This is a genomic window from Methylophaga sp. OBS1 (assembly GCF_026319365.1).
The window spans coordinates 302,678-329,012 of record NZ_JAPDMS010000003.1 but is presented as its reverse complement, the minus strand read 5'-3'; the positions used below and the strand labels follow the sequence as shown (position 1 = coordinate 329,012).

The 26,335-nt window shown below is 52.8% G+C and carries 23 protein-coding genes; 8 read left to right on the top strand and 15 right to left on the bottom strand.

Going from position 1 to position 26,335, the window contains the following annotated elements:
- The first annotated feature begins 109 nt into the window (after window positions 1-109).
- From OMQ46_RS10905 to OMQ46_RS10880, 6 genes are all read left to right on the top strand, one after another.
- Window positions 110-577, top strand: coding sequence for an LEA type 2 family protein (locus OMQ46_RS10905; RefSeq protein WP_266236901.1), 468 nt, complete (start codon window positions 110-112; stop codon window positions 575-577).
- Between the two features lie 522 nt (window positions 578-1,099).
- Window positions 1,100-2,809 carry a potassium/proton antiporter gene (locus tag OMQ46_RS10900; protein ID WP_266236900.1) on the top strand — a complete coding sequence of 570 codons (1,710 nt, stop codon included), beginning with the start codon at window positions 1,100-1,102 and terminating at the stop codon, window positions 2,807-2,809.
- Between the two features lie 294 nt (window positions 2,810-3,103).
- Entirely contained in the window at window positions 3,104-5,209 is a 2,106-nt protein-coding gene (locus OMQ46_RS10895) for a methyl-accepting chemotaxis protein (protein WP_266236899.1), read from the top strand.
- A 148-nt stretch (window positions 5,210-5,357) separates the two neighbouring features.
- A complete protein-coding gene (gene metH, locus OMQ46_RS10890) occupies window positions 5,358-9,056 on the top strand; it encodes a methionine synthase (protein WP_266236898.1) in 3,699 nt (1,232 codons plus the stop codon).
- Window positions 9,056-9,259: a SlyX family protein gene (locus OMQ46_RS10885; protein WP_266236896.1), complete on the top strand. Its 204-nt coding sequence runs from the start codon at window positions 9,056-9,058 to the stop codon at window positions 9,257-9,259. Before metH ends, OMQ46_RS10885 begins: the two co-directional genes overlap by 1 nt.
- Before the next feature lie 5 nt (window positions 9,260-9,264).
- The gene (locus OMQ46_RS10880; RefSeq protein ID WP_266236895.1) at window positions 9,265-11,289 is read left to right on the top strand and encodes a tRNA(Met) cytidine acetyltransferase TmcA; all 2,025 of its coding nucleotides are present in this window, start codon (window positions 9,265-9,267) and stop codon (window positions 11,287-11,289) included.
- On the opposite strand, the gene OMQ46_RS10875 is transcribed toward OMQ46_RS10880, so the two are convergent.
- The 9 genes from OMQ46_RS10875 to rluC are packed head-to-tail and all read right to left on the bottom strand — an operon-like array spanning window position 11,270 to window position 18,066.
- Window positions 11,270-12,475, bottom strand: a complete 1,206-nt coding sequence (locus tag OMQ46_RS10875) for a permease (RefSeq protein WP_266236894.1) — start codon at window positions 12,473-12,475, stop codon at window positions 11,270-11,272. The genes OMQ46_RS10880 and OMQ46_RS10875 overlap by 20 nt on opposite strands.
- A gap of 36 nt (window positions 12,476-12,511) precedes the next feature.
- Window positions 12,512-12,856, bottom strand: a complete 345-nt coding sequence (locus OMQ46_RS10870; RefSeq protein WP_266236893.1) for a Rieske (2Fe-2S) protein — start codon at window positions 12,854-12,856, stop codon at window positions 12,512-12,514.
- Window positions 12,853-13,716 (bottom strand): PfkB family carbohydrate kinase, encoded by an 864-nt coding sequence (locus OMQ46_RS10865; RefSeq protein WP_266236892.1) that lies wholly within the window; start codon window positions 13,714-13,716, stop codon window positions 12,853-12,855. The genes OMQ46_RS10870 and OMQ46_RS10865 overlap by 4 nt, the downstream gene beginning before the upstream one ends.
- 39 nt (window positions 13,717-13,755) lie before the next feature.
- On the bottom strand, window positions 13,756-14,403 hold the full coding sequence (locus tag OMQ46_RS10860) for an adenylate kinase (protein ID WP_266236891.1): 648 nt from the start codon (window positions 14,401-14,403) through the stop codon (window positions 13,756-13,758).
- A gap of 39 nt (window positions 14,404-14,442) precedes the next feature.
- A complete protein-coding gene (locus tag OMQ46_RS10855) occupies window positions 14,443-15,300 on the bottom strand; it encodes an HDOD domain-containing protein (protein WP_266236890.1) in 858 nt (285 codons plus the stop codon).
- Window positions 15,300-15,437 carry a hypothetical protein gene (locus OMQ46_RS10850; protein ID WP_266236889.1) on the bottom strand — a complete coding sequence of 46 codons (138 nt, stop codon included), beginning with the start codon at window positions 15,435-15,437 and terminating at the stop codon, window positions 15,300-15,302. The genes OMQ46_RS10855 and OMQ46_RS10850 overlap by 1 nt, the downstream gene beginning before the upstream one ends.
- A complete protein-coding gene (locus OMQ46_RS10845; RefSeq protein WP_266236888.1) occupies window positions 15,434-16,417 on the bottom strand; it encodes a S49 family peptidase in 984 nt (327 codons plus the stop codon). Before OMQ46_RS10845 ends, OMQ46_RS10850 begins: the two co-directional genes overlap by 4 nt.
- Window positions 16,418-16,450: 33 nt before the next feature.
- Window positions 16,451-17,113, bottom strand: a complete 663-nt coding sequence (locus OMQ46_RS10840) for an HAD-IA family hydrolase (protein ID WP_266236887.1) — start codon at window positions 17,111-17,113, stop codon at window positions 16,451-16,453.
- The gene (rluC, locus tag OMQ46_RS10835) at window positions 17,110-18,066 is read right to left on the bottom strand and encodes a 23S rRNA pseudouridine(955/2504/2580) synthase RluC (protein WP_266236884.1); all 957 of its coding nucleotides are present in this window, start codon (window positions 18,064-18,066) and stop codon (window positions 17,110-17,112) included. The genes OMQ46_RS10840 and rluC overlap by 4 nt, the downstream gene beginning before the upstream one ends.
- Window positions 18,067-18,755: 689 nt before the next feature.
- Between rluC and OMQ46_RS10830 the strand changes: the two genes are divergently transcribed.
- Together OMQ46_RS10830 and OMQ46_RS10825 are read left to right on the top strand one after the other, a co-directional pair.
- Window positions 18,756-21,311 carry an Rne/Rng family ribonuclease gene (locus OMQ46_RS10830; RefSeq protein ID WP_266236882.1) on the top strand — a complete coding sequence of 852 codons (2,556 nt, stop codon included), beginning with the start codon at window positions 18,756-18,758 and terminating at the stop codon, window positions 21,309-21,311.
- Window positions 21,295-21,588 (top strand): hypothetical protein, encoded by a 294-nt coding sequence (locus OMQ46_RS10825; protein ID WP_266236881.1) that lies wholly within the window; start codon window positions 21,295-21,297, stop codon window positions 21,586-21,588. The genes OMQ46_RS10830 and OMQ46_RS10825 overlap by 17 nt, the downstream gene beginning before the upstream one ends.
- Here the strand turns inward: OMQ46_RS10825 and kdsB are convergent.
- The 6 genes from kdsB to OMQ46_RS10795 are packed head-to-tail and all read right to left on the bottom strand — an operon-like array spanning window position 21,556 to window position 26,289.
- Window positions 21,556-22,311 (bottom strand): 3-deoxy-manno-octulosonate cytidylyltransferase, encoded by a 756-nt coding sequence (gene kdsB, locus OMQ46_RS10820; RefSeq protein ID WP_266236880.1) that lies wholly within the window; start codon window positions 22,309-22,311, stop codon window positions 21,556-21,558. The genes OMQ46_RS10825 and kdsB overlap by 33 nt on opposite strands.
- Window positions 22,312-22,317: 6 nt before the next feature.
- Window positions 22,318-22,497: a Trm112 family protein gene (locus OMQ46_RS10815; RefSeq protein WP_266236879.1), complete on the bottom strand. Its 180-nt coding sequence runs from the start codon at window positions 22,495-22,497 to the stop codon at window positions 22,318-22,320.
- Window positions 22,490-23,473, bottom strand: a complete 984-nt coding sequence (gene lpxK / locus OMQ46_RS10810; RefSeq protein ID WP_266236877.1) for a tetraacyldisaccharide 4'-kinase — start codon at window positions 23,471-23,473, stop codon at window positions 22,490-22,492. Before lpxK ends, OMQ46_RS10815 begins: the two co-directional genes overlap by 8 nt.
- A 5-nt stretch (window positions 23,474-23,478) precedes the next feature.
- The gene (gene msbA, locus OMQ46_RS10805) at window positions 23,479-25,236 is read right to left on the bottom strand and encodes a lipid A export permease/ATP-binding protein MsbA (RefSeq protein ID WP_266236876.1); all 1,758 of its coding nucleotides are present in this window, start codon (window positions 25,234-25,236) and stop codon (window positions 23,479-23,481) included.
- Window positions 25,233-25,658 (bottom strand): ExbD/TolR family protein, encoded by a 426-nt coding sequence (locus OMQ46_RS10800; RefSeq protein WP_266236874.1) that lies wholly within the window; start codon window positions 25,656-25,658, stop codon window positions 25,233-25,235. Before OMQ46_RS10800 ends, msbA begins: the two co-directional genes overlap by 4 nt.
- Window positions 25,633-26,289 carry a MotA/TolQ/ExbB proton channel family protein gene (locus OMQ46_RS10795; RefSeq protein WP_266236873.1) on the bottom strand — a complete coding sequence of 219 codons (657 nt, stop codon included), beginning with the start codon at window positions 26,287-26,289 and terminating at the stop codon, window positions 25,633-25,635. Before OMQ46_RS10795 ends, OMQ46_RS10800 begins: the two co-directional genes overlap by 26 nt.
- Between the last annotated feature and the right edge of the window lie 46 nt (window positions 26,290-26,335).

The window sequence follows — 26,335 nt, the reverse complement described above, 5'->3', positions numbered from 1 at the left end:
ACGCTTTTTTTTGTCATCTATCTGAGAATTGTGAGACAAATCTGTACTCAGGCAGTCATCATGGCTAATGATGACATTGAGTCAGTATTCATTATTGCAGGGATTGAATATGTCCAGACTGAAATCTATCGCTTTTCTCACGATATTGCTGTTACTGAGCGCTTGCGCCAGTTGGTCACCCAGCTATGAAAAACCGCAGATCAATATCACTTCCTTTGCGTTGGCACCGGAGTCTACCGGTATCACACCGACTTTTCTTATCGGTCTCCAGGTGGTGAATCCCAACCGTAGCGCCTTGCCATTGAGGGGGATGAGTTATTCAGTGGACATTGAAGACCAACGAATATTAACCGGAGCTGAGCCGGATCTGCCCAAGGTGCCAGGCTACGGCACAGCGACATTCACCCTCAAGGCGACGCCGGATCTGCTGGGTGGTGCCCGTTTGATTAATCAACTACTGTCAGAACAGAAAGACAGTCTGAGATACGCTTTCAAGGCCCGTTTTGATGTCGGTAAATTCATCCCCTTTATTACGCTTGAGGAAACAGGCAGTGTCAGTTTGAAAAAACAGAATTAGATCGCGCCCATGCTGAGAAACCCCGTGATGACTTGTTATCCTTAAGCGCGGTGTCAGAAAAGGGAAAAATCGGTGCCGAAGATTTTGGAGCTGGGGACTGCTTGTTAATCAAGCTTTCCAGGCTTTTTACTCAGCATATTCAGTCTGCAGAAATCTTGGCTGGGTAGCGTGCAGGGTAACGACGGAAAAAGATTGCAGACTATGCTCCCAGTTAAGTCTGCTATGTCAGGACGCGTTTTGGTATAAGCCGGTTTCAAAGTCGTGACACGCCTGAGTCGCTATACAAACAAATTGGCGCAGCGCTTTATCTGGTCCAGGAATACGGATGTACTCAGAAGGAAACCAGCTGATTAATTAAACGCGTCTCACCGGTGGCAGGCCGTATGTCATCGCGATCTCACAGCGCTAAAATCTCGCCGAAATTGCCTAACCTTCGCCTGAGCCTCACCGTTATCATTTGGCTTAATCGCCGAAAACCCGGTGCCTGTGCTAATCTGAATTTAACTTTCAGATATGTGAATTATGGATTCCATCAACAGTCTTTTTCTCCTTAGCGGCATGCTGATCGCACTCAGTATTCTTGCCAGTCGTCTTTCCTCATTATTCGGACTCCCCCTGCTGATTATCTTCCTGGCGCTGGGCATGCTGGCCGGTGAGGATGGTGTACTTGGCATCCGGTTCGATGATTATTCGCAGGCGTTTCTCATCGGTCACCTGGCACTGGCGATGATCCTGCTGGACGGTGGCCTCAGAACCCGCCTCAAAACTTTCCGGGTGGGATTCAAACCGGCATTGACCATGTCGACGCTGGGCGTGTTTGTCACCAGCGGCATCGTCGGGCTGATAGCAACCTGGGTGTTTGAACTATCGCTGCTGGAAGGGCTCTTGATCGGGGCCATTGTCGGTTCCACCGATGCCGCCGCTGTATTTTCGATGCTGCGTGGGCAGGGCATCAATATCAATGAGCGGGTCGCGGCGACGCTGGAAATCGAATCCGGTACCAATGACCCGATGGCGATTTTTCTGACTCTGCTGCTCATCGAAATGCTGGTGGGAGACTTCCAGACGCCGCTGGATTCGGTGTTGTTTTTCCTTCAACAATTTGGTCTCGGTATCGCAGTGGGGCTGGCCGGTGGCTGGTTGACCAGCCGGATGCTGAAACGGGTGGAACTGGCACCGGCTTTATATTCACTGCTGGCGCTGGCAATGGGCTTCTCAACTTTTGGTCTGGCTAGCGTCATTGGTGGCAGCGGCTTCCTGGCTATTTACCTCTGTGGGTTGCTGATTGGTAATCAGCCCGGTCGTCATCTCCAGCATATTCTGCCTGTCCATGATGGACTTGCCTGGCTGAGTCAGATTGGCCTCTTCCTGGTGCTGGGACTGCTGGTCACGCCCTCCGAAATGATTCAGTTTGCGTTGCCATCTCTGTTAATTGCACTGGCGTTGATCTTTGTCGCCAGACCGCTGGCTGTTTTACTGACGATTACGCCATTTTTCAAATTCCGTAAGCGAGAGCTGGGTTTTATCTCCTGGGTGGGGCTGCGCGGTGCGGTACCTATCGTGCTGGCGATTTTCCCGGTGATTGGTGGCATCGATAATGCCGGCCTTTATTTCAACGTGGCTTTTGCCGTGGTCTTGTTGTCGTTATTGATACAGGGTGGCACATTGCCGTTGATGGCGCGGTGGATGCAGATTCAGGTGCCCAAAGGGGTGGCGCCGAAACAGCGCGGGGCGCTGGGTATTCTGCCTGAACAGGATTATGAAATTTTCGTTTATACCGTCGAAAATCCCAGCCTGGATGATCAACCGATTCAATTGCTGCAATTCCCTTCTGGTGCCCTAATCTCGGGCCTGTTCCGCGGCAGAGTGATGTTACATCCGAAAGGGAATACCCGGCTTAAGATGGGTGACGTATTGTGTGTCATCAGCCGTGAAGAAGACCTGGAGCAACTTAATCAAATCTTCAGTGGAGAAACCAAACTCGCGAAAGCACAACAAGCCTTTTTTGGGGCTTTTGTTCTCAATGGGGATGCACCATTGACGGAAGTGGCCAAAGCTTATGGGCTGACGGTGAGCGGACGTCAGCAACATCTCACGCTGGGTGAATTTATTGCCCGTCGCGTCGGCGGGCACCCGGTTGTCGGGGATGATGTTCACTGGCACGGTATTCACTGGGTAGTAAAGGAAGTCGAGGGCGACATCATCAAAAAAGTCGGTATGCGGCTTTATTAATCCCGCAGACTTCGCAGTCATCATGTTTGTCGTTGATTTTATGCTGATTGCCATCCAGTAAAAATTGTGGCAGATTTGCACTTGTCGCGAGTTTCGCGGCATCCACATGGACATGCTCATAATCGAACACCGATTATTTCTCGCATCCACCTGTGGACAAGGGGTATAGCCAAATAGAATCCAAATTCAGTTTTTTGGGGAAACTGACTTGAATTTTATTGGGCATCTGGTCTTCACCGGACCGGTCACCATGGCCGGAATCGGTGAGTGAGATTTATCCCTTGGGAGAACAGGATGCACTTATCCATTCAACAACGTTTCAGCCTCTGGGCAGGTTTAAGTCTGCTGAGTGTCGTGCTGGTTACCGCGCTCATCGGTGTTTGGCAGTTCGGCAATATTAAACAGTCTCTGTCCAGCCACAGCTACGATCTAACTCGCGATCAGGTAGAGGATTATCTCTCGGTCATTGCTCATGACACATCGGCACAGTTGTCGATTCCGCTTGAGCGTGCGCTGCAGACTGCGCAAGCGACGGCATCAGCGATGTCTGCCCTTATCCAGATGCCAAACGACTCAGATAAACGCAAACTGGCACTCAATATTCTCCAGCAAACGCTGTCCGATAATCCTGATTTTCTCGGCACCTATGTCGCATTCGAACCCAATGCCTTCGATGGCAGTGATTATCTTGCCATGCAGTCAAAAGGCAGTGATGCCACAGGCCGTTTTTTACCCTACATCGTGAGGACAGAGGGTGGTTTTGTTGTAGAACCGCTGGCTGGTCTTGAGAACAGTACGATGGATAAAAACGGGATACGGGCTGGCGAATATTATCTTTGCTCCAAAGACACGTTGAATAGTTGTGTCATTGACCCCTACCTATACCCTATTGATGGTGAAGAAGTTCTGCTCAGCAGCCTGGTGGCCCCGGTGACTCGTCATGGACGATTTGTTGGTATCAGTGGCGTGGATATCACTGCTGGCTTTATTCAGTCAAAAATCAAATCGGTGGCAGAAGGTCTATACCAAGGGCAGGGGAAAACATTGCTGGTCAGTCCCAGAGGCGTGATCGCCGGTCACAGCCATCAACCGGATTTAATCGGTCAGAACCTGTTGGTATTGAATCAACAACTCCAGGAAAGCATTAAAAAGACATCGATTAACGGACAGCGCCAGATCATTAATGCTGAAGGACAGTTCATCGTCCTGGCGCCGTTTACGCTCCCCGGCAGTGAACAGCACTGGGTGACATACATTGAGGTCCCGGAGCAGGTGGTTCTGGCCACCGTGTCAGAGCAAGAGCAGTTTCTGAAGACCGCACAAGTGAATTTTGTAACCACAACAACGATACTTGGATTGCTGTTGGCGGCTTTAGGCGTTGTGGTTGTCTGGTTTGTTGCCAGAAATAGTACACGTCCGCTTTCAGCAATGACCGACCTTGTCGCTTCAATCGCTGAGGGGGAAGGCGATTTAACCCGTCAGTTAACGGTATCGAGGCGTGATGAAACCGGTAAGTTATCTGGCTTACTGAACACCTTCATTGAAAAGTTACGTTCACTGGTTCAACAACTTCTACCTGTCGGCAGTCATGTCAGCGCTTTGTCTGCAGAAGGACGCAAAATCAGTGAAGAGACTAATGCCCAGATGCTCGAGCAGCAGAAACTGATAGAGGAGATGGTCTCGGCTGTTACCGAGATGGCAGCCTCAGCGCAGCAAATTGCCGGTAATGCCGAAAGAACGTCGCAATTTGTTCAGCAGGCGAATGATGCCACTGAGTGCGGCACTAGTCTTGTCAAGCAGACGGCAAGCTCAATCAATCATGTCAGTGAATCAGTAAAACAGTCTGAATCTGCGATGTTGGAACTGGAGAAAAACAGTGATGGTATCGCTGAAATATTAACGGTGATCCAGGGGATTGCAGAGCAGACCAACCTGCTGGCTCTCAATGCTGCCATTGAAGCGGCGCGAGCAGGAGAAAAAGGGCGTGGTTTTGCCGTTGTAGCAGATGAAGTCAGAGCACTAGCAAGCCGAACACAGGAGGCCACAGTAGATATCCATAACAAGTTGAGCACCCTTCATAAAGGCAATCTTGAAGTGACCACCGCGATGCAGGCGAGTGGCCAACAAGTGGCTGAAACGGTAAAACTGGCACAGGAAGCAGAAAAGGCACTGATAGAAATCAGTAAAGCGATTGAAGAGGTGACAGAAATGTCACTTCAAACCGCCTCAGCCACGGAACAACAAAGCGCCGTCTGTGAAGAAGTGAGTAAGAATCTCTCCCAGATATCTCACCTGGTTCAGAAAACGACAGAAGGGGCCCAACAGTTGAGTCGTGTGGGTAATGACCTGGATGAAGCCGCGAACGGATTACAAGACAGGCTGTCGCTGTTCAAGGTGTGAGTCGTAGTTTGAGCAAGCAGTGGGCAGTGTTCATTCCCACTGCTTTTTGCTGCATCACCGTGCTCAATGATCGACGGCCGTAGCCCGTTTATCTGCTATAATTCACGGTTTTTCCAAAGTGTAACTGTTTGACAGGAAAACCGTTTTAATGACCGCTTACCACCAACTCCGCACCCTGCTTGAAGAAAAAATCCTGATCCTCGATGGCGGGATGGGGACCCTGATCCAAAGCTATCAGCTGGAAGAGAAGGATTTCCGTGGTGAGCGCTTTGAGAACCATCCCTGCGATGTCAAAGGCAATAACGACCTGTTGTCGCTGACCCAGCCCAATATTATCCGTGATATTCACCGCGCTTATTTTGAAGCCGGTGCCGATATCGTCGAGACCAACACCTTCAACGGCACTTCCATTGCGATGGCCGACTACCAGATGGAAGATCTGGTGTATGAGCTGAACAAGGTCTCGGCTGAGCTTGCCAGAGAAGTCGCTGACGAGTTCACCGCCAGTAACCCGGATAAACCGCGTTTTGTCACCGGTGTTCTGGGCCCCACCAACCGCACCGCCAGTATCTCTCCCGATGTGAACAACCCCGGTTACCGCAATGTCGATTTCGATGAACTGCTGGAAGCCTATACCGAGTCAATTCGCGGTCTGGTCGATGGCGGTGTCGATCTGCTGCTGGTGGAAACCGTATTTGACACGCTGAATGCCAAGGCGGCCTTGTTTGCCATCGACAAGTTCTGTGAAGATCACGACATTCACCTGCCGGTGATGATTTCCGGCACCATTACCGATGCCAGTGGTCGTACCTTGTCAGGCCAGACCGCAGAAGCTTTCTGGAATTCGCTGGCCCATATTCAGCCACTCAGTATTGGTCTGAACTGTGCCCTGGGTGCGGAGCAATTGCGTCAGTACGTGGAGGAACTGTCCAACGTGGTCACCACCTACGTCAGTGCCCACCCCAACGCCGGCCTGCCTAATGAGTTCGGTGAATATGACGAGTCACCTGAAGTCATGGCGGCGCAGATCAAGGAATGGGCCGAATCCGGCTTTTTGAATATTGTCGGTGGTTGCTGCGGTACCGCGCCGGCGCATATCAAGGCGATCGCCGAAGCGGTTGAGGGCATCAAACCGCGCCAGCCGAAAAAGAATCTGCATCATTGTCGCCTGAGTGGTCTTGAGCCGCTCAACATCACCGAAGACAGCCTGTTTGTGAATGTCGGTGAGCGTACCAATGTCACCGGCTCGGCCCGTTTTGCCCGTCTTATCAAGGAAGGCGATTACGACACGGCGCTGGAAGTGGCCCGTCAGCAGGTCGAAAACGGCGCCCAGATTATTGATATCAACATGGATGAAGGCATGCTCGACTCGAAAGAGGCGATGGTGACCTTCCTCAATCTGCTGGCTGCCGAACCTGATATCAGTCGCGTACCCGTGATGATTGACTCGTCCAAATGGGAAGTGATTGAAGCCGGGCTCAAATGTATCCAGGGCAAGGGCATCGTTAACTCGATCAGTCTCAAGGAAGGCGAAGACAAGTTTATCGAGCAGGCCAAATTGGTACGCCGTTATGGCGCCGCAGTCATCGTGATGGCCTTCGATGAAGTCGGTCAGGCCGATACCCGCGAGCGCAAGCGCGAAATATGCACCCGCAGCTACGAAGTGCTGACCGAGAAAGTCCATTTCCCGCCGGAAGACATCATCTTTGACCCTAATATCTTCGCGGTGGCGACCGGTATCGAAGAACACAATAACTATGCGATGGACTTTATCGAGGCCACCCGCGACATCAAGGAGAGTCTGCCGCATGCGATGATTAGCGGCGGTGTCTCCAACGTCTCGTTCTCCTTCCGTGGTAACAACCCGGTACGTGAAGCAATTCATGCGGTGTTTCTCTACCACGCCATCAAGGCAGGGATGGACATGGGTATCGTCAATGCCGGTCAGCTGGCGATTTATGATGATCTACCGGAAGAACTGCGTGAACACGTCGAAGATGTGATTCAGAACCGCCGTGATGATGCCACCGACCGATTGCTGGAAATCGCCGAAAAATATAAAGGCGAAGGCGGTGGTACAGTCAAACAGGAAGATTTGTCCTGGCGGGAACTGCCGGTCTCCAAGCGACTTGAACATGCCCTGGTCAAAGGGATTGCCGACTATGTCGAAGACGATACCGAGGAAGCCCGTCAGGCCTATGCCAAGCCGCTGGAGGTGATTGAAGGCCCACTGATGGATGGCATGAACGTGGTCGGTGATCTGTTCGGTGAGGGTAAGATGTTCCTGCCACAGGTCGTGAAATCGGCCCGGGTGATGAAAAAAGCCGTTGCCTATCTGATGCCGTTTATCGAAGCGGCCAAGGAAGAGGGCGATACCAGTGAGAATAACGGCAAGATCCTGATGGCGACCGTCAAAGGCGATGTACACGATATCGGCAAGAATATTGTCGGCGTAGTGTTGCAGTGTAATAACTTCGAAGTGATTGACCTGGGAGTGATGGTGCCGGCTCAGACCATTCTCGATACTGCCAGAAAAGAAAATGTCGATATCATCGGCTTGTCTGGCCTGATCACACCGTCGCTGGATGAAATGGTGCATGTCGCCAAGGAAATGGAGCGGCTGGGCTTTGAAATACCGTTGATGATCGGCGGGGCAACCACCTCCCTGATTCATACGGCGGTAAAAATCGAGCCTAATTACCATGGTTGCAGTGTCTATGTGAAAGATGCCTCACGTGCGGTGGGCGTCGCTCAGAAGCTGGTAAGCCGTGACGGCAGAGACGCTTTTGTTGCCGACATTAAAAAAGATTACGAAGACAAACGTGCCCGTCATACCGGTCGCAAAAGCAAACGCCGTCAGTTGCCGATTGCCGAGGCGCGTGCCAATAAGACCAGGATTGACTGGCAGGCTTATCAGCCCACCAAGCCGGCCAAACTGGGTCTGGAAGTGTTTTCAGACTATCCGTTGGAAGAGTTGGTGGACCGCATTGACTGGACCCCGTTTTTCCAGTCATGGGAACTGGCCGGTAAATACCCACGTATCCTGGAAGATGAAATCGTCGGTGAGCATGCAACCCATCTGTTCCATGATGCCCAGAAGATGCTCAAGCAAATCGTGGATGAGAAATGGCTGACTGCCAAAGCCGTGATTGGACTGTTCCCGGCCAACAGCGTCAATGATGACGATATTGAAGTCTACACGGATGATGATCGTGAAGAAGTGCTGATGACCCTGCACAGTCTGCGTCAGCAGACCGAGCGTCCGCCGGGTCGGCCCAATGCCGCGCTTGCTGATTTTGTGGCGCCCAAAGACTGTGGCGTCAAAGACTATATCGGCGCCTTCGCAGTCACGGCCGGTATCGGCATTGATGAGCATGTCGAGCGCTTTGAGGCCGATCATGATGACTATCACAGCATCATGCTGAAAGCACTGGCTGATCGACTCGCCGAGGCCTTTGCCGAACGTATGCATGAACGGGTACGTAAGGAATTCTGGGGTTATGCCAGCGAGGAAAATCTTGATAACGAAGCGCTGATCGATGAGAAGTACCGTGGTATCCGACCGGCGCCAGGCTATCCGGCTTGTCCCGATCACACCGAAAAAGGGCTGCTATGGGAACTGATTGACCCGGTCACCCATGCCGACATGACCATTACCGAGTCGTTTGCGATGCTGCCAACTGCGGCGGTCAGTGGTTTCTACTTCGCTCATCCTGAGTCACGTTATTTCGGCCTGGGTAAAATCGACCAGGATCAGGTGGAAGATTATGCCCAGCGTAAAGGCTGGGATATGCCGACCGCTGAACGCTGGTTGGGACCGGCGCTGTCTTACGACGGAGATATCTGATGAATGACGATATCGTTGATTTGCAGACAAGACTGGCGTTTCAGGATGGCCTGCTGGAACAGCTGAATGAGGTGGTGACCAGTCAACAACAGCAGATTGACCGGCTCGAAAGCCAGATTGCCGCACTTAAATCCCAGATGGAAAGCATGCATCAAACCCAACTGATGCAGCAAAGTGACGAACCACCGCCACCGCATTACTGATTAAGATGCAGCTGCCTCAACGCCATTGTCTTATCCTGCAGGGCGACAGCGAATGGCTCCAGCAACAGGCAGTGCAGGTCTATGAGAAAGCGGATAAAACCAGGCGTTGCTGGTTATCCGAGCATCCAGATCGCACAGAGGATTGCATCAGCAGTAAACAGGCACTGCAGCATCTGGGTCGCAGCAACCAGCTGATTATCTTTGATGGTCGTGATAAGTTTTCCGCTGATGCCTTCGGGGCCCTGATCGGCACGCTGAGTGCCGGTGGCTGGCTACTGGTGTTATTGCCTGCGGTATTGCCGGATTCTTTGTGGTTACAGCGTTTCTTTAAAATCAGCGAACGCTATTCTGTAGTCAGGCGAATCAAGCAGGGCGAGACACTGCCTGAAATTAAAGTGACTGAAACGACATCAGTCGCAGACATCACGCCGACACCAGAGCAACAAAAAGCGATTGAGTCAGTGTTGCATGTGGTCAGTGGCCATCGCCGCCGCCCCTTGGTCATTGTTTCGGATCGTGGCCGCGGTAAAACCGCCTTGCTGGGCATGGCAGCGGCTGAACTGTTACGGCAGGGTAAGTCACGGGTTCTGGTGACGGCACCCTCAGTCAGCAATATCGACACGCTGATGGAACACGCTTCTCGGCTGTTAAGCGATGCCAAGCGCAGCCAACACACTCTGATCTGGCAGCAATCTGAGATCCGCTTTGTCGCCCCGGATGCTTTGCTTGCGGAGAAACCGGCTGCAGATTTACTGATTGTCGATGAGGCGGCCGCCATCCCGGCGCAAATGCTTGAAGCCATGCTGCAGCATTATTCCCGTGTGGTGTTTGCTTCCACCGAACATGGTTACGAGGGCACAGGTCGGGGCTTTGCTGTTCGTTTCAAAAAGACCCTGGACAACTTAACGCCGAACTGGCGGCAGATAAGGCTGACTCAGCCGGTGCGCTGGGCGGAGGGGGACAGGCTGGAAGCCTTCAGTTTTGATGCATTGCTGCTTGATGCCGAACCCGTCAATGCAGATCAGCTCCCCGCTGAATTAGTGAGCCAGGCCGAGTTTGCCATGCTCAGTAAACAGCAACTGGCATCGGATGAAACCCTGCTGAGAGAAGTCTTCGGCCTGATGGTGCTGGCGCATTACCGGACCCGGCCTTCTGATCTGCAGATGTTGTTGGATCGGGATGATATTTCGCTGCTGGTATTACAGGCGCAGGGGCATGTGATTGCCTGTGCCTGGCTGATGGATGAAGCTGCACTGGACGACCGACTGGCGCAGCAGGTGTTTAATGGTCGTCGCCGACTCAAAGGGCAACTGCTGCCGCAGACCTTATTGGCTCACAGCGGCGTTATGAATGCCGGCCGATGCCATTATCAACGTATTATCCGGATTGCTGTCCATCCCGCGCTGCAGGGACAGGGACTGGGGAGCCGACTGCTGCAGGGAATTGAGCGTTATTCTGCTGGAAGCTGTGATGCCCTGGGTACCAGCTTTGCACTTGATTCGAGGCTTTTACAGTTCTGGCTCAATAATGGTTATGTGCCAGTCAGAGTGGGACAGCAGGCCGATGAAGTCAGTGGTCAACGAGCCGGGATTTTATTGAAAGCCCTGAATGCCAGGGCGGAAGCAGTAGTCAGGCAGGCGCGGCATGGTTTTGCCAGTGCCTGGCCGTATCTGCTGCTACAGTCTCATCGTCGACTTGATGCCAGACTGGTGTCGCCACTGTCTCGGAATTTGCCGCTGGATCTGCCTCAGAAGAGGGATGATGATTTGCAGGCACTCAATACATTTGCCTTTGAACTGCGTCCTTTTGAGTCGACCGAGCCCTTGTTGTGGCAGTGGCTGCATCAGCAAATATCCGTTGGCGCGCTGGATAAGCTGCCAGCCGGGGAGCAGGCCGTGTTGATCAAAAAAATTCTGCAGGGGCAGTCGTTCCCGGAAGTGGCAGCGGCCCTGCAACTCGAAGGTCGCAAGGCCACTATCGAACGCTGTCGTCAGGCAGTGGCTACCCTTATTAGAACAGGGTCAGAATAAGCCCGGCTGAGAGCCACAAGCCTGCCAGAACACAGAGCGTGTTCATAATAGGCTGTCCACCGCCATGATGATGGTGGCCATGATGATTATGACCACTCTGCTGACGTTTCCAGCTGACAACCATCCATAATGAGGCCAGACCGAAAATAACATTGAGCCAGAACTGGTAGTTAAGCTGGAAATGCTCCCGCTCGGCAGGGGAAGTCCACTGACTGCGGTCGGGCAGCCAGTCGAAAAGCTGAAGCCCGTAATGCATCAACAGCGATGTGGCTACCAGACAGCTAAATAGCAACAGCAGGATATAAAGCGCCATTTTCCAGCCGTAATACTGGGCATTGATACGCAGTACCGGTAATACCACCAGATCAGAGAAAATGAACGCCATCACACCGGCAAAGGCAACCCCTTCACCAAACAACACCGCCGCCAGTGGAATATTCCCCATTGAGCCGATAAAGGTAAAAAAAGCGGCTACGGGGCCAACCAGCGTCTGCTGCAATAAGGCCCAGAACCCCGGATCATCAGTGCCGGCGCCGATAAATAGCCACTCAAAAAACGCGGTGGGGATAAAGGCGGAAATAATCCCGGCAACGGTGAAACCAATCAGCACGTCCTTCCAGACCATCTGCCATTCCATGACATACTTCTGACTAATGGCTGTCCAGATTTCCTTGTCGAACAGACGTGACCAGGCATGACCATCTTCATTATCGCTGTCGCTGTGATCCTGATTACGGTCACGGGCCTGTTGAATCAGCTGCTTCGGGTTGGTGAGCATGATAAATAACCAGGCCAGCAATATCAGGATAATACCGCCGACATACTCACCCACTACAAATTGCCAGCCCAGAAACAGCGCGATAACAAAGCCAAGCTCGATGACGAGGTTGGTGGAGGAGAGCAGGAAGGCGATTGATGGAGAGAAGTTGGCACCTTTCTGAAATAGGGCACGGGTAGTGGCCAGTGCAGCGAAGCTGCAGGAACTTGAGATAAAACCGAACAGAGTCCCTATCGACATGGATTTGGGACCGTCACCGCCCATCAGTTTGCGCATTTCGTGGCGCGATACCATGACCTGAATAATGCTGCTGATAAGATAGCCCAGCACAAAGGCCCACAGTGCCATCCAGAAGAAACCCAGGCTGGTGACTGCGGCTTCTGACCATTTATCGAGCAATTCAGTCATAATGAACTCCTGTTGCCTGATTGGTCGTTCAGCCTATCAGTCGGAGGAGACGAGGTAAATTTCCTGACTTTCTGTGATTTCGATATTGAGGGGTGTCAGACTCTGGCCACGACAGGGACCGGAAAAACAGTAGCCATCTTCTAATTGAAACAGCGCCCCATGCGTACTGCACTGGATATGCGTGCCTTCCATAGACATAAACGCATCCGGCTGCCAGTTGAGTGGAATGCCGAGATGCGGACAGAAATTAAGGTAAGCGCGAATCTCACCATCCTGCTTGAGCAGGAAAAAATCGAGGCTATCCTCACCCACTTCAACCGTGAAGCCACGGGTTTGATACTCTTCAAGTTCGCCGCTTTGGCAGACAAATATCTTTTTCATAAGGCTTTATCGAGATTGGCAAAGCCGGTCTGACCGCACTTACAACCGGCAAGGCGGCAGGCCTGTTCCAACGCTAAACCGGCAGAAAGGTCATTCACTAATGCTGAAATCAGCCCGGCGTTAAAAGTATCTCCGGCGCCCAGCGTATCAACCACCTGTTCTGGTGGAAAGGCCGCACTGTGCAGGACCATGCCCTGATGTTTAAGCCAGGCACCCTGTTCGCCCCAGCTGCAGGTCATCAGACCCTCATGATTCAGGCTATTCAGAAAATCAGCTGCCGTCTTGTAGCCACGACTTTGAGCATAGGGTCTGGAAAACATCAGCACATCAGACAGTTCAAATAAAGCTTCAATGCCCGGTCGGGGTTTTTCCACTTCCAGAGAACAGCGTAGCGTCGGATAGTTGAGTTTGACCCATTGCAGCATTCGCGACAGCTCATCGATATTGCGACCCTCGAAATGCAGCCAGTCATAAAGCGATAAGTCGAGCGCTTTGAAATGAGAAAAAGGCAGTTCCGGGCAATCACGGTAATGCACAATACTACGGCTGCCACTGGCCTCGCTGAGCGTGATGTAGGAGGTCGGCATTTTGCCCTGGTCGAGCCATTGGCAATGCTGGTAATTGATCTGATACTGCTGCAGCTCCTGCTCGACGATGGCGGTGTCGGCTTCATCAATCAGAACACCGCACCAGTCACAGTCATGGCCTTGCTGGCTGAGCACCACCAGGGTGTTAGTGACGTTACCACCGCGTACCTGCTGCTGGGATAACGCACGCACTTCATCGTCCTCAGCCGGGTAGCTGCTGACATGATTGATGATATCGATAGTGGCAATGCCGATGCCGAGAATACGGGCCATAAAATGGAAACCGGCTCACTGGGAGCCGGTTGTCAGGGGTCAGATTTCGTCGAATACGGCGCCGACTTTGTTGGTGATCTCGTCAATATCACCGGTGCCGGGAATCGCATGCAGCTTGTCTTGCTTCTGATAGTAGCCGACCAGCGGTGCAGTCTGTTCTTCGTAGACTTTCAGGCGATTGGCAATGGTTTCTTCATTATCATCCTCGCGCTGGAACAGTTCACCGCCGCAGCGATCACAATGGCCTTCAGTTTTTGGTGGCGACAGGTAGATATTGTAGATAGCACCACAATCTTTACAGGTGCGGCGACCGGTCAGTCGCTGCATCAGTTCATCAAAAGGTACATCCAGCAGAACGACGCCCTGCAGCGGCTGGCCCAGTTGTTCCAGCATCTCATCAAGGGCTTCCGCCTGGGGAATATTGCGTGGGAAACCGTCCAGAATATAGCCGTTTTGGGCATCTGCTTCTGACAGACGTTCGCGGATCAGGCCGATAACGATATCGTCTGACACCAGCGCACCGGCGTCCATCGCGCTTTTGGCTTTTTTACCCAGTTCCGTACCGGCTTTGACGGCGGCACGCAGCAAATCTCCGGTCGAGATTTGCGGGATATTGAATTTTTTGGAAAGCACGACACCTTGGGTGCCTTTACCGGAGCCGGGGGCACCGAGAAGAACCGTTCTCATTGTTAGCCTCTTAGTTTTTTTATTTCATCATTAACAGATTCAGGATGCGTCCTGTGTCAGCATCACAGAACTCAGATGTTCGATTTGTTCACCCACCTGTTGCAGCAACATTGGCATTTGCAGCTCATTCAGTCCCAACAACTCCCAGGCGGCGGGGTCCAGTGGCGGCACGTGGTTATCACCACTGTGACCAAAGGGGACGGCGGAAACCAGGATGTCTGCGATATGAACAATGGCGACATCAATCGGAAAGTCCTCGGCATCTGAAGGACGGTGATGATAGCGCGCGACTTCCTGCAGGGAGTGGGGTAAATGCCACTGGCGGGCCAGGACATAACCAACTTCCGTGTGATCAAAACCGATAATGCGCTGTTCGGCCTGAAATTGTACTTCATGACCGAACTCCGCACTGCGAATCGCCTCAGCGGCCAGTTCCGGCATCGACTGATACAGGACCAGGCTACCGATATTATGCAGCAGTCCGGCAATAAAGAAGCGTTCACTGGCTTTCTGACCACATTCCTCAGCCAGCAGCTTGGCAGTGATTGCGGTGGCAAAGCTGTGGTGCCAGAAATCATCCATATCAATAAGGGAGGCCGGGATACCGCGGAAAGCATTGATGACCGAAGTGGCCAATACCAGATGCATTAATTCCCGGGTGCCGACAATCGTGATGGCGCGTGAGATGGTATTGATTTGGGATGGAAAACCATAAAACGGACTGTTAACGATTTTGAGCAGACGGGTCGCCAGTGCTGGATCGGTGTTGATCACCGCGCTGATATCATCCAGTGCGCTGTCCGGATCCTGGATCAGTTTATTGAGTTGCAGGTAGGTGCTGGGAGGCGATACCAGTGCCAGCGATTTATTGACCAGTGCTTCCGGTGTCAGGCTCATCAATGCGACTCCGGCTGTTTTTTGGCGGGCGACTGCATCTGGAACAGCACCTGCATCAGGGGGTGATTCAGGTCAACATAGCGGAACCGCTCCTGGCGTTCCTTCATTTCTTCTTCTGTCAGAGGGGGCTGACTCATTGCAGACTCCAATTAGCTTTTTCGGTCATCAGATTAGCAATTGATGCGCCGAGTTTACCAGCGAATTGATCCAGGTAGTTGGGTCGTGGTGTGTAATCAATGACCTCTTCGGCTCCGATGATTTCACGGGCCACTTTACCAGTACCGGCAAAGCCGTCAATCAGACCCAGCTCCATTGCCTGCTCGCCGGACCAGAACAGCCCCGAGAACAGATCATTGTTGTCAGCGAGCTTGTCACCACGGCCGGCTTTGACGACATTGATGAACTGCTGATGGATGGTATCCAGCATCTGCTGAGCATGTTCAATATCTTCCTCTTGCATCGGCAGGAAAGGATCGAGGAAGGCTTTGTGCTCACCAGCAGTCAATGAACGGCGCTCCACGCCCATTTTTTCGATGAGGCCGGTCAGACCGAAGCTGTCCATGCGGACACCGATAGAACCGACGATGCTGGCTTTGTCGGCATAAATCTCATCGGCGGCGACAGCGATATAGTAGCCGCCGGAGGCACACACATCCTGAACCACAGCGTAGACAGGGAAGTCGGGACGTTCTGCGCGCAATCGCGTGATTTCGTCATTAATAAGCCCGGCCTGGACCGGGCTGCCACCCGGTGTATTGAGTCTGAGGATGAGTCCCTTGGCTGTTTCACTTTCAAAGGCATCACGAATCCCGGTGATCAGGATGTCAGCACTGGCTTCCGCATCAGAGGCGATCACACCCTGAATATCGACCATGGCGGTGTGTGGCTCTGCGACGGTAGACAGTTTACCGGGTGAATAGGCCAGTACCATGAAACCAACCAGGTACAGCAGAATCAGAAACTTGAAGACATAACCCCAGCGCCGTTTAGCACGCTGTTCTTTAATGGCAGCAAAAGCCAGATCTCTCAGTACAGTGCGTTCCCACTGGTTGTCATCGGCTGAATTGCGGGGTTTGTTATCGCCATTGTCTGGCGGGAAATCTCCAAATGTCGCCATTACTACCTGCCTTAAAAGAAAATAGACATAATATCAGAACTGTTTTGCCGTGCGATGCAACCAGGTCTCAACTTGATAGAGATCATGCACAATCGCCCGGGGTGAGCAGGCGAGCAGCTTGGCTTCATCATGTGCACCGTGCGTGATGCCCAGACCATGAGCACCGGCATTACTCGCCATCATCAGATCAAACTCGGTATCTCCGATCATGATGGCCTGTTCCGGTGTCACGCCGGTATATGCCATTAACTCCATCAGCATCTGCGGGTGGGGTTTGGAATGGCACTCATCGGCACAACGGGTCGCAATAAAATGATCACCCAGACCGGTCGCCTTGAGCACTTTATCCAGACCCCGGCGGCTTTTGCCCGTGGCGACACCCAGGAAGAGATCCTGTTCCGCCAGACGCGTCAGTAATTCACGGGCATTCTCAAACAGTGGTGTTTCTTCGGGACTGCTAAGCCAGGTTTGGCGGTAGCAGTCGGCGAGACTGCGCCAGAGTACGTCATTACCCGCCGGATACAGTGTCTGTACTGCCTCATGCAAGCCCAGGCCAATGATGTGACTGATTTCTTCATCAGCCAGTGGCGCCAGTTCCAGTTTGGTAATGGCCCGGCGCATGCAGTTGACGATATGACCAGTGGAATCCATCAGGGTCCCATCCCAGTCGAAAATGATCAGTTGATAACGATTCATGAGCTTTGTAGTTTGTCGATCACGGTTTTCAAATTCTCCGGCAGCGGTGCTTCAAGCTGCATGGACTCGTTAGTGAGCGGGTGTCTGATACCCAGTCGCCAGGCATGGAGAAACAGACGTTTAAGTCCATAGTCTTTCAGGGTCTTGTTGAATTCCCGATCACCATATTTGTCATCGCCGGCGACGGGATGACCCAGCCAGGCAGCATGAACCCGAATCTGGTGAGTACGGCCGGTAAAGAGCTTGACCTCGGTCAGCTGGGCCAGCGACAGGGCCTGATGTTGCAGAAACAGCGTTTTGGCTTTTTTACCGTCTGGATTGACGACCACCATCCGCTCGCCCGACGACAGCGTATTTTTCTGCAATGGCTGCTCAACCAGCTGTTGCCTGTTATCCAGCCCCCCTTTAAGCAGGGTCAGATAACGCTTGTCGATGCGGTCTGACTGCATCTGTTGTTGCAGGCTCAACAGACTGTCACGGCTTTTGGCCACCATCAAACAGCCCGAAGTATCGCGATCCAGGCGGTGAACCAGTTCCAGGAAAGACTGTTGCGGTTTGATGACCCGCAGCGCCTCAATCAAACCCAATTGGATCTGGCTGCCGGCGTGAACAGCAAGGCCGGCGGGTTTATTGATAACCAGCATGCTGTCATCTTCGAACAGAATACTGGCCAGCAGCGCTTCTCTGAGTGAGTCACTGATCGTGTCGGGCACATTTTTTTCGCTGACACGCAGTGGCGGCACCCTGACCAGGTCCCCCGGCTGTAGTTTGTAGGTTTGCTTGATACGGCCCTTGTTGACACGAACCTCCCCCTTGCGCAGCGCACGGTAAATCCGGCTTTTTGGCACACCTTTTTCCAGGCTGAGCAGGAAATTATCAATGCGCTGTCCGGCCTGGTTAGCGTCAATTTCAAGAAACTGTACTTTCTGCGACTGTGGTTTATGAGCTGCCATGGTGGATGTCTGTAGTTGTCGCGAAACCCCGGCTGCCAAATTTTGCCAGCAGCAAAGCGAATTATTATGATGGGCATATTCTACCCAAAGACGGTGAATAAAGCTGGCCTCAGATCTACCTCGATCTCCAGCGCTTGCGGCAGGCCAGACGCCGCCGGGCGGGGCCTGCCAAATTAGCAGTTGCTGCGCGGGCAAGAGGCTGCTATATTCGACCGTTGGTCCGTGTGTAAAAATGAGGTCAGTATACTGACTTCGGCCACGAAGACCTAACATCGCGTCGCTCCCACTAAGCAGGTTGATGCGGCGCCCGGAAAAGAAATACGACACGGCTGAACAGGGGTTCAGCAGGTGGACTCATCGGGAGTCCGTGAAGAACATCAGGTTCCCATGTCTTGATTGCCATCAGAAAGAAATAGAAAGACGCAACAGACAAGACGACACAGTAATTAATTTACGACTCGACGGTTTCAGATTTAACCGCGAACGACAGCGATATCGCAGAACCCTATTGCGATCGACAAAGAATTGAATTGGAAAATCATGGCCTGACGGCGGGCACATGAGTGGCAATATGACCAGCAATTAATTACTAACACAAACGACGTCGCTCTGTCGGCCCAACTGGCCCAGCGTCCACATCGCGTGGTGTGCGGCAGGACATGCCGGAACCTCAATTTTGAGGTTAATGCATGAAACGAATTTTAATTAACGCAACCCATTCAGAAGAGTTGCGTGTGGCAATGGTCGATGGCCAGCGCCTGTTTGACTTGGATATCGATACTCCTTCCAGGGAGCAGAAAAAAGGCAATATCTACAAAGGTAAAATTACCCGGGTAGAACCCAGTCTGGAGGCCGTTTTCGTTGATTACGGCTCAGAGCGTCAGGGCTTTTTGCCTCTCAAGGAAATCTCCAAAAGCTATTTCAAAAAGCGTGACGGCGACGACAATGGTCGCATCAACGTCCAGGATGTGCTTTCAGTCGGTCAGGAACTGGTCGTCCAAATCGAGAAAGAAGAGCGCGGTAACAAAGGCGCGGCACTGACTACCTTCATCAGTCTGGCCGGTCGTTACCTGGTGTTGATGCCTAACAGCCCACGTGCTGGTGGTATTTCCCGTCGTATTGAAGGTGATGATCGGGCTGAACTGCAGGAGACGCTGCGTCATCTGGAAGTGCCCGATGATATGGGCATGATTGTTCGCACCGCCGGTGTCGGCAAGCAGCCCGAAGAACTGCAATGGGATCTGGAATACCTGCTGCAGTTGTGGACCGCGATTGATGTCGCGACCCGTGATCGCAGTGCACCGTTTCTGGTGTATCAGGAAAGCAATATCATTATCCGCGCGCTGCGCGATTACCTACGTAAAGACATTGGTGAAATCCTGGTGGACTCGCCCGAGGTCTACCAGACCGGTTATGACTTTATGCGTATGGTGATGCCGCATGAACTGAGCAAGTTTAAACTCTACCAGGACAAGGTGCCGCTGTTTACCCGCTACCAGGTAGAAAGCCAGATAGAAAGCGCTTTCCGCCATGAAGTGCGCTTGCCTTCCGGTGGGGCGCTGGTGATCGACCCGACTGAAGCGCTGATTTCCATCGACGTTAACTCGGCCCGTGCCAACAAGGGCGGTGATATCGAGGAAACCGCGCTGAATACCAATCTGGAAGCAGCCGAAGAGATTGCCCGTCAATTGCGTTTACGCGATCTGGGCGGTCTGGTGGTTATCGATTTCATCGATATGGGGCCGAGCCGTAACCAGCGTGAAGTAGAAAATCGTCTCCGTGAGCATTTAAAAGCCGACCGCGCCCGTGTGCAAGTGGGACGTATTTCACGTTTCGGTCTGCTGGAAATGTCACGCCAGCGCCTACGTCCGGCGCTGGGTGAGGCACATCAGGAAATCTGCCCGCGTTGTGCCGGTTTGGGCCATGTTCGTGGTGTCGAATCACTGGGACTCGCCGTACTGCGGTTGGTCGAAGAGGAAGCGACCAAAGACAAAATTACCCAACTGGTGGTGCAACTGCCGGTACCGGTGGCGACCTTCATTCTCAATGACAAGCGGATGCAGATTGAGGCGGTTGAACAACGTCACAACGTCAAGATTGTGATGATTCCCAACCCGCATCTGGAAACACCGCATTACGATATTGAACGGATTAAAGACGGCGCCGTGCGTCAGCAGGTGAGTCACCAGATGATCACGACGCCCGAACTCGAAACGCCGGTAGTATTGCGTGATAAACCGACCATGGAACAACCGGCTGTGACGGGTATCTCACCGGCGGCCCCGGCGCCTGTTATCGCCCGTGAAAAGGATGAGCAGCCAAAACCAAGCTTGCTCAAACGTCTGCTCAATGTCCTGACTGGTAAACCTGAAGTGGAAGAAGACGACAAAACCAAAGAGAAAGATAAAAAGCCGGAACAGAGAAAGTCCGGTCGTCCGCAGAATCGTAATGCCAACCGTGGTGGTCGCGGCGGAAATGAGCGTCGTAAACCGCGTCGTCGTCAAGATAGTCAGGACGCCGCAGACGACAATAAAAAGTCTGATGACAAGAAAACAACGCCTGAGGCTAACAAGTCAGGAGCTGACAGTGATGACAACGGTAAATCACGCAGCAGCAACGGCCGTCGTTCACGCCGTGGCGGACGTCGTCGTCGCTCCCGTCCGGAAACGGCTGATCAGGCTATTAGACAGGAACAGGAAAAAGGCAATGTACCGCCTGAACCGAAACCGGAAGTGAATGGCAACGCGATTCCCGAGCCGGAGCCGGAAGTCAATGGCAATCTGATCAAGCCGGAGAAAGAGCCTGAAGTCGATGGCAACAAAGTGCCTGCCAGCAAGCCTAAGCGCACTCGTTCGACCTCAGGCGGCGGCAGCAACCGTCGTCGCCGTACCGGAGAGAACAAGGCTGGTAGCAACGCGTCTGATGATAGCAAGGCCAAATCTGACTCAACTGACAATGGTCCGTCATCAGACAACAGCAATCGCAAATCAGGCCCGACTGACAAGTCAGACGACAAGCCGGCTGCCGATAACAAGCAGGACAAACCGGCAGCCGTCAAAAGGTCTGACACGGCCTCTGCGTCAGCGGCTGAGAACAAGAAGGTTGCACCGGCTAAAAACAAGACGGAAACCAGTGCGCAGGAATCGGGTGTAGAAAAAAACACCGCATCGGATGATAATGGCAAGGAAGAGAAGTCCAAGGCCAAACCCGAAGCGAGTGCAACATCTCATGCCCAGGAAAAGTGATATTCCCTGTGAACATCTGCTGGCCTTAATCGGCCAGCAGGTCACTTATCATCAGCATCGCTGTGAAATCATCGAATTGCTGGATGGCTGTCAGCTGGTATTGCAGGTGCTGGAAAACGACCATGACATACAGGCCACGCAGTACGGTGAAGGGCACCGCACGGTACCGGTAACCTATACGTTGCCGGTATTCGATGGTGAGGGTAACCTGCATGCCGAACTGGTGGCGGCAGGACTGGACAGATTACTCAGTCAGTATCTTCCTGACAGCCAGTAAATCAGCTTCAGTATCGACGCCATGACCGGCGCTGATGAGTGCCTCAGTCATATGGATTTTCTTACCGTGGAACAGCGCGCGCAATTGTTCCAGAGATTCTTCGGTTTCCAGCAGACAAGGCGTGAGTTCAGCGTAATGTTTCAGAAAGGATGCACGATAGCCGTAAAGACCAATATGGCGATAGTGTGGCAATTCCGGCGGTAACCCTGCATTACTGTTAAAGTGGTCGCGCATCCAGGGAATGGGCGCCCGGCTGAAATATAATGCGTAGCCGCTGCCATCCATGACCACTTTCACCACATTCGGGTCAAAAACCTGCTTTTCCTGTTGGATACGGCTGAACAGGGAGGCCATATCGGCCTCTGTGTGCTGTGCCAAATCTGCCGCGACCTGGTTGATCAGCAAAGCCGGCAGGCAGGGTTCATCGCCCTGCACATTGATGACGATGTCATCGTCGGCAAAACGACGTGTCTGCGCCACTTCAGCTAAACGATCAGTGCCCGAACGATGATCAACGCCGGTCATGCAGACATCAGCGCCGAATGCGCTGGCAGACGCAGCAATCCGCTCATCGTCTGTTGCGATAATAACCGTGTCGGCATCACTCTCACAGGCACGATCATAGACATGCTGAATCATGGGTTTGCCGCCAATGTCCAGCAAAGGCTTGCCTGGCAGCCGGCTTGAAGCATAGCGGGCCGGGATAATAATTTTGAAACTCATTCCGATTTAAATCTCTTCGTCAGCGGCCAGTTCACGTGCTTCTTCAATCAGCATGACCGGTATATCATCCCGGATAGGATAGGCCAGCCGGCAGCCTCGACAAACCAGTTCCTGACGGGCTTTGTCGTAATGCAGACTACTTTTGCAGGCGGGGCAGGCCAGAATTTCCAGTAAGGCATTATCCATCGCTTGGATCCTTTAATTTGTTCAGTATGGCTTGGGCCAGGCTGTCATCAATGCGCGCGGTCACCGGCAGATACCAGTGATTTGGCCGGGTGAATGCCTGACATTTTACCGCATCCTTCTCAGTCATCAGTACCGGTAGCTCATCGGCAAAGTCCAGATCGGCGGCAGAAAAGTCATGATGGTCGTCAAAAGCATGCGGGTGCACAATGATGCCCTGCTCGCACAATAAATCGAAAAAGCGCTGCGGGTGGCCGATGCCGGCCACAGCATGCACTTCCTGCTCGTGGAATGCGGTCAGTGGTAGCTGCTTTTCCGGCTCGGCGAGATTATGCCAGCGACGGGCCTCCAGTTGCATCTGGTAGCGCTGGCTCGCCGCTTCACCGTGATAAACCACAAAATCGACCGACTGCAGCCGAGCTATCGGTTCACGCAGTGGTCCTGCCGGCAGGCAGAGCTTATTGCCAAAACGCCGCTCACTGTCGACCAGACAGATTTCGATATCACGTTCCAACGCATAGTGCTGAAGACCATCATCGGAAATAATGACATCACAGGACTGCTGACTCAGCAGATGTACCGCTGCGGCACTGCGGTTCGGGTCGACGACGACCGGACAGCCACTGCGCCGGGCGATCAATACCGGCTCGTCACCGGCTTCCCCCGTGGCGGTGTCACACCTTACATCAAGTGGATACTGTTTGGCCTTGCCGCCATAACCGCGGCTGATAATGCCCGGGGTGTATCCGGCTTGTTTTAGCTGAGCACAGAGCCACAAGACAAAGGGGGTTTTACCGGTGCCGCCGACACTGATATTGCCAACAACAATCACCGGGACCCGCATTTTATGACGGGTCAGCCAACCGCGCTGGTAAGCGCTTCTGCGAGCGGCACTGATAAGGCGATAAAGCAGGCTCAGCGGTAACAGCAGCCAGCGCACCGGATGCGGTCGGTACCAGCTGTCACTGAGCCATTTCATTGGATTTATGCCTGCTCCTGAAATTGCAGGCGATGCAGTTCGGCATAGTGCTTACCTTTCGCCAGCAGTTCGCCGTGGGTGCCGGTTTCCATAATCTCACCATTGTGCATCACTACAATGAAATCGGCTTTTTCAATGGTCGACAGGCGGTGGGCGATGACCAGTGTGGTGCGTTGCTGCATCAGGTTTTCCAGCGCTGCCTGAATATGACGTTCTGCTTCGGTATCCAGTGCCGAGGTGGCTTCATCGAGGATCAGGATGGGCGCATCCCGCAGCAGCGCCCGGGCAATCGCCAGCCGCTGACGCTGTCCGCCGGAGAGCAGTACTCCGTTTTCACCGACCTGGGTATGCAAACCGTCCGGTAACCGCTGGATAAAATCCCAGGCATGGGCGGATCGGGCAGCCTCAATGATGGCTTCTTCACTGATCTCGTCGGGCAAGCCATAGCGGATATTGTTAGCAATGCTGTCGTTGAACAGCACAACCTGTTGATTTACCAATGAAATCTGGCGTCTTAAATCCGCCAGTTGCAGTTCATTGATATCGATACCATCAATCAGAATCTGCCCCTCACTGACGTTGTAAAAACGCGCCAGCAGGCTGACCAGGGTGGTTTTGCCACTGCCGGAATGACCGACAAAGGCGATAGTCTGTCCCGGTTTGGCACTGAAGCTGATGTGACTGAGGACCTGGCCCTTATCCGGTTTGTAGCTGAAGCTCACATCACGATATTCGATGTGACCCTGTGCCCGTTGAAGTTGACGCTGACCTGCATCGACTTCGGGCTCTTCATCCAGCAGATTGAAAATACTCTCAGCCGCCGCAATCCCGGCCTGAAGCTTGGCATTGACTTTGGTCAGTCGCTTCATCGGTGTCAGCAGCATCATCATCGCTGTAATAAAGGAAATAAAGTCGCCCACCGTGATCTGTTCCAGCATCTGCGGAAGGGTGGCAATATAAATCACTAATGCCATCCCCACAGCTGCAATCAGCGCGGTCAGGGGCTGACTGACCGCATCGGTTGCAATTTTTTTCATCTGTTGGCGGCGGTTGCCCTGATTCACCTTATCAAATCGTCTGGCTTCGTAGGTCTGGCCGCCAAAGGTTTTTACCTCACGATGTCCTTCAATGATTTCGCCGGAGACATGACTGACATCGCCCATCGAGTTCTGAATATTTTTGCTGATACGGCGAAAACGAATGCTGACGTAGTAAACCAGCAAAGCGATAAAAGGGACGGTAAAGAAAATCAGCAAGGATAAAAAGCCGCTGAGGTAGAACATCCAGACCAATAGACCAATGATAGTCAGGCTGTCACGGATGATGGTCAGAACGGCATCCGTGGCGGCTGATGCGACCTGCTCTACGTCATAAACCAGCTTAGACATCAACTGACCTGAGGTACTGTGATCATAAAACGGTGCAGGCAATACCAGCAGTTTGTTGAACATCTGCTCACGCAGGGTTTTGATCACATTACGCGCTATCCAGCCCAGGCCGTAGGTGGTGAAAAAATCAGCCAGTCCGCGCACCAGAAACAGGCCAATAATTGCGACAGGAATATACTGAATGATATTGGGATCGCGATCAACAAAGCCCTGATCCATCAAGGGTTTCATGAGCATGGCAACGCCCGCTTCAGTGCCGGCATACACCACCATGGCCAGCACGACCGCCACAAAGGCACGCCAGTAGGGCTTGGCATAGCTCAACAGGCGCTTGTACAACTGCACAGCGCTGATTTCAACATTGTTATCTGTCATTCGTTCTCTGTTCGGGTTTGTCGGGTCGCCAGGGTAAGCTTGCTGTAGCCCATCTGCTGAGCCGTATCCATGGCGGTCACAATATGCTGGTACTGAGCGTCAGCATCGGCGCTGATGATGATGTGCGGGTCCTGATTGTCCCCGGCAGCCGAGCGTAATCGGGTTTTCAGGTTATCACGGTTCACCACCGCCAACACTTCATCATTGATCAGAAACTGACCATCAGCCTGAATCACGATATCGATCGGCTGCGCCTGCTCGACCATCGCTTCGCCGGTCGCCTCCGGCAGGTCCACTTTCAGCGAACTCTCGCGGATAAAGCTGGTGGAGACCATAAAAAACAGTAACAGCAGAAAGACGACGTCAATCATCGGTGTCAGATTGACATCGGGATCTTCAGAGCGTTGTGGTGACAGATTCACGACGGGTTTCCTCATCCACATCAAATTGACGTTCGCCATGCAGAATTTCGATCAATTTCATGGCCTGCTCTTCCATGCCGACGACGAGCTTGCTGATTTTGCCACGATAGTAGCGGTAGAAAATCAGGCTGGGGATCGCAACCACGAGACCGGCAGCGGTGGTGATCAACGCTTCTGAAATACCACCTGCCAGGGTTTCCGGGTTACCTACACCTTCAGCCGTAATCACAGCAAAAACCTTGATCATGCCGACCACCGTACCCAGTAGTCCGATAAGCGGTGAGATCGCGGCGATAGTGCCGAGGGTATTGAGATTGCGCTCCATCGCCACAGTGACATGGCGGCCCACATCCTGAATGCTCTCTTTAGTGATGTCCCGGGAGCTGTAGCGATTGGTCAGACCGGCAGCCAGTATCTGGCCCAGCGGCGAGTTATTCTGCAAGGCTTTGATGCGCTGTTCATCCACCTGATTGTATTGCAGCCACTGCCAGATCTGCGTGACCAGCTCTGAGGGGGCAATGCGTCTGGTCTGAAGACTCCAGAAGCGTTCGGCGATAATGGCAATGGAGATAACCGAACAGATAAACAGCGGTATCATCAACCAACCGCCTGCTTTAAACAGTTCCAGCATGATATTTCGTCTCTGTTGATCCAATGATGACAGCGCTCATCATACT

Coding starts and splice junctions, on each gene's coding strand:
- OMQ46_RS10905 (WP_266236901.1), top strand. CDS start 110: ATGTCCAGACTGAAATCTATCGCTTTTCTCACGATATTGCTGTTACTG.
- OMQ46_RS10900 (WP_266236900.1), top strand. CDS start 1,100: ATGGATTCCATCAACAGTCTTTTTCTCCTTAGCGGCATGCTGATCGCA.
- OMQ46_RS10895 (WP_266236899.1), top strand. CDS start 3,104: ATGCACTTATCCATTCAACAACGTTTCAGCCTCTGGGCAGGTTTAAGT.
- metH (WP_266236898.1), top strand. CDS start 5,358: ATGACCGCTTACCACCAACTCCGCACCCTGCTTGAAGAAAAAATCCTG.
- OMQ46_RS10885 (WP_266236896.1), top strand. CDS start 9,056: ATGAATGACGATATCGTTGATTTGCAGACAAGACTGGCGTTTCAGGAT.
- OMQ46_RS10880 (WP_266236895.1), top strand. CDS start 9,265: ATGCAGCTGCCTCAACGCCATTGTCTTATCCTGCAGGGCGACAGCGAA.
- OMQ46_RS10875 (WP_266236894.1), bottom strand. CDS start 12,475: ATGACTGAATTGCTCGATAAATGGTCAGAAGCCGCAGTCACCAGCCTG.
- OMQ46_RS10870 (WP_266236893.1), bottom strand. CDS start 12,856: ATGAAAAAGATATTTGTCTGCCAAAGCGGCGAACTTGAAGAGTATCAA.
- OMQ46_RS10865 (WP_266236892.1), bottom strand. CDS start 13,716: ATGGCCCGTATTCTCGGCATCGGCATTGCCACTATCGATATCATCAAT.
- OMQ46_RS10860 (WP_266236891.1), bottom strand. CDS start 14,403: ATGAGAACGGTTCTTCTCGGTGCCCCCGGCTCCGGTAAAGGCACCCAA.
- OMQ46_RS10855 (WP_266236890.1), bottom strand. CDS start 15,300: ATGAGCCTGACACCGGAAGCACTGGTCAATAAATCGCTGGCACTGGTA.
- OMQ46_RS10850 (WP_266236889.1), bottom strand. CDS start 15,437: ATGAGTCAGCCCCCTCTGACAGAAGAAGAAATGAAGGAACGCCAGGAG.
- OMQ46_RS10845 (WP_266236888.1), bottom strand. CDS start 16,417: ATGGCGACATTTGGAGATTTCCCGCCAGACAATGGCGATAACAAACCC.
- OMQ46_RS10840 (WP_266236887.1), bottom strand. CDS start 17,113: ATGAATCGTTATCAACTGATCATTTTCGACTGGGATGGGACCCTGATG.
- rluC (WP_266236884.1), bottom strand. CDS start 18,066: ATGGCAGCTCATAAACCACAGTCGCAGAAAGTACAGTTTCTTGAAATT.
- OMQ46_RS10830 (WP_266236882.1), top strand. CDS start 18,756: ATGAAACGAATTTTAATTAACGCAACCCATTCAGAAGAGTTGCGTGTG.
- OMQ46_RS10825 (WP_266236881.1), top strand. CDS start 21,295: ATGCCCAGGAAAAGTGATATTCCCTGTGAACATCTGCTGGCCTTAATC.
- kdsB (WP_266236880.1), bottom strand. CDS start 22,311: ATGAGTTTCAAAATTATTATCCCGGCCCGCTATGCTTCAAGCCGGCTG.
- OMQ46_RS10815 (WP_266236879.1), bottom strand. CDS start 22,497: ATGGATAATGCCTTACTGGAAATTCTGGCCTGCCCCGCCTGCAAAAGT.
- lpxK (WP_266236877.1), bottom strand. CDS start 23,473: ATGAAATGGCTCAGTGACAGCTGGTACCGACCGCATCCGGTGCGCTGG.
- msbA (WP_266236876.1), bottom strand. CDS start 25,236: ATGACAGATAACAATGTTGAAATCAGCGCTGTGCAGTTGTACAAGCGC.
- OMQ46_RS10795 (WP_266236873.1), bottom strand. CDS start 26,289: ATGCTGGAACTGTTTAAAGCAGGCGGTTGGTTGATGATACCGCTGTTT.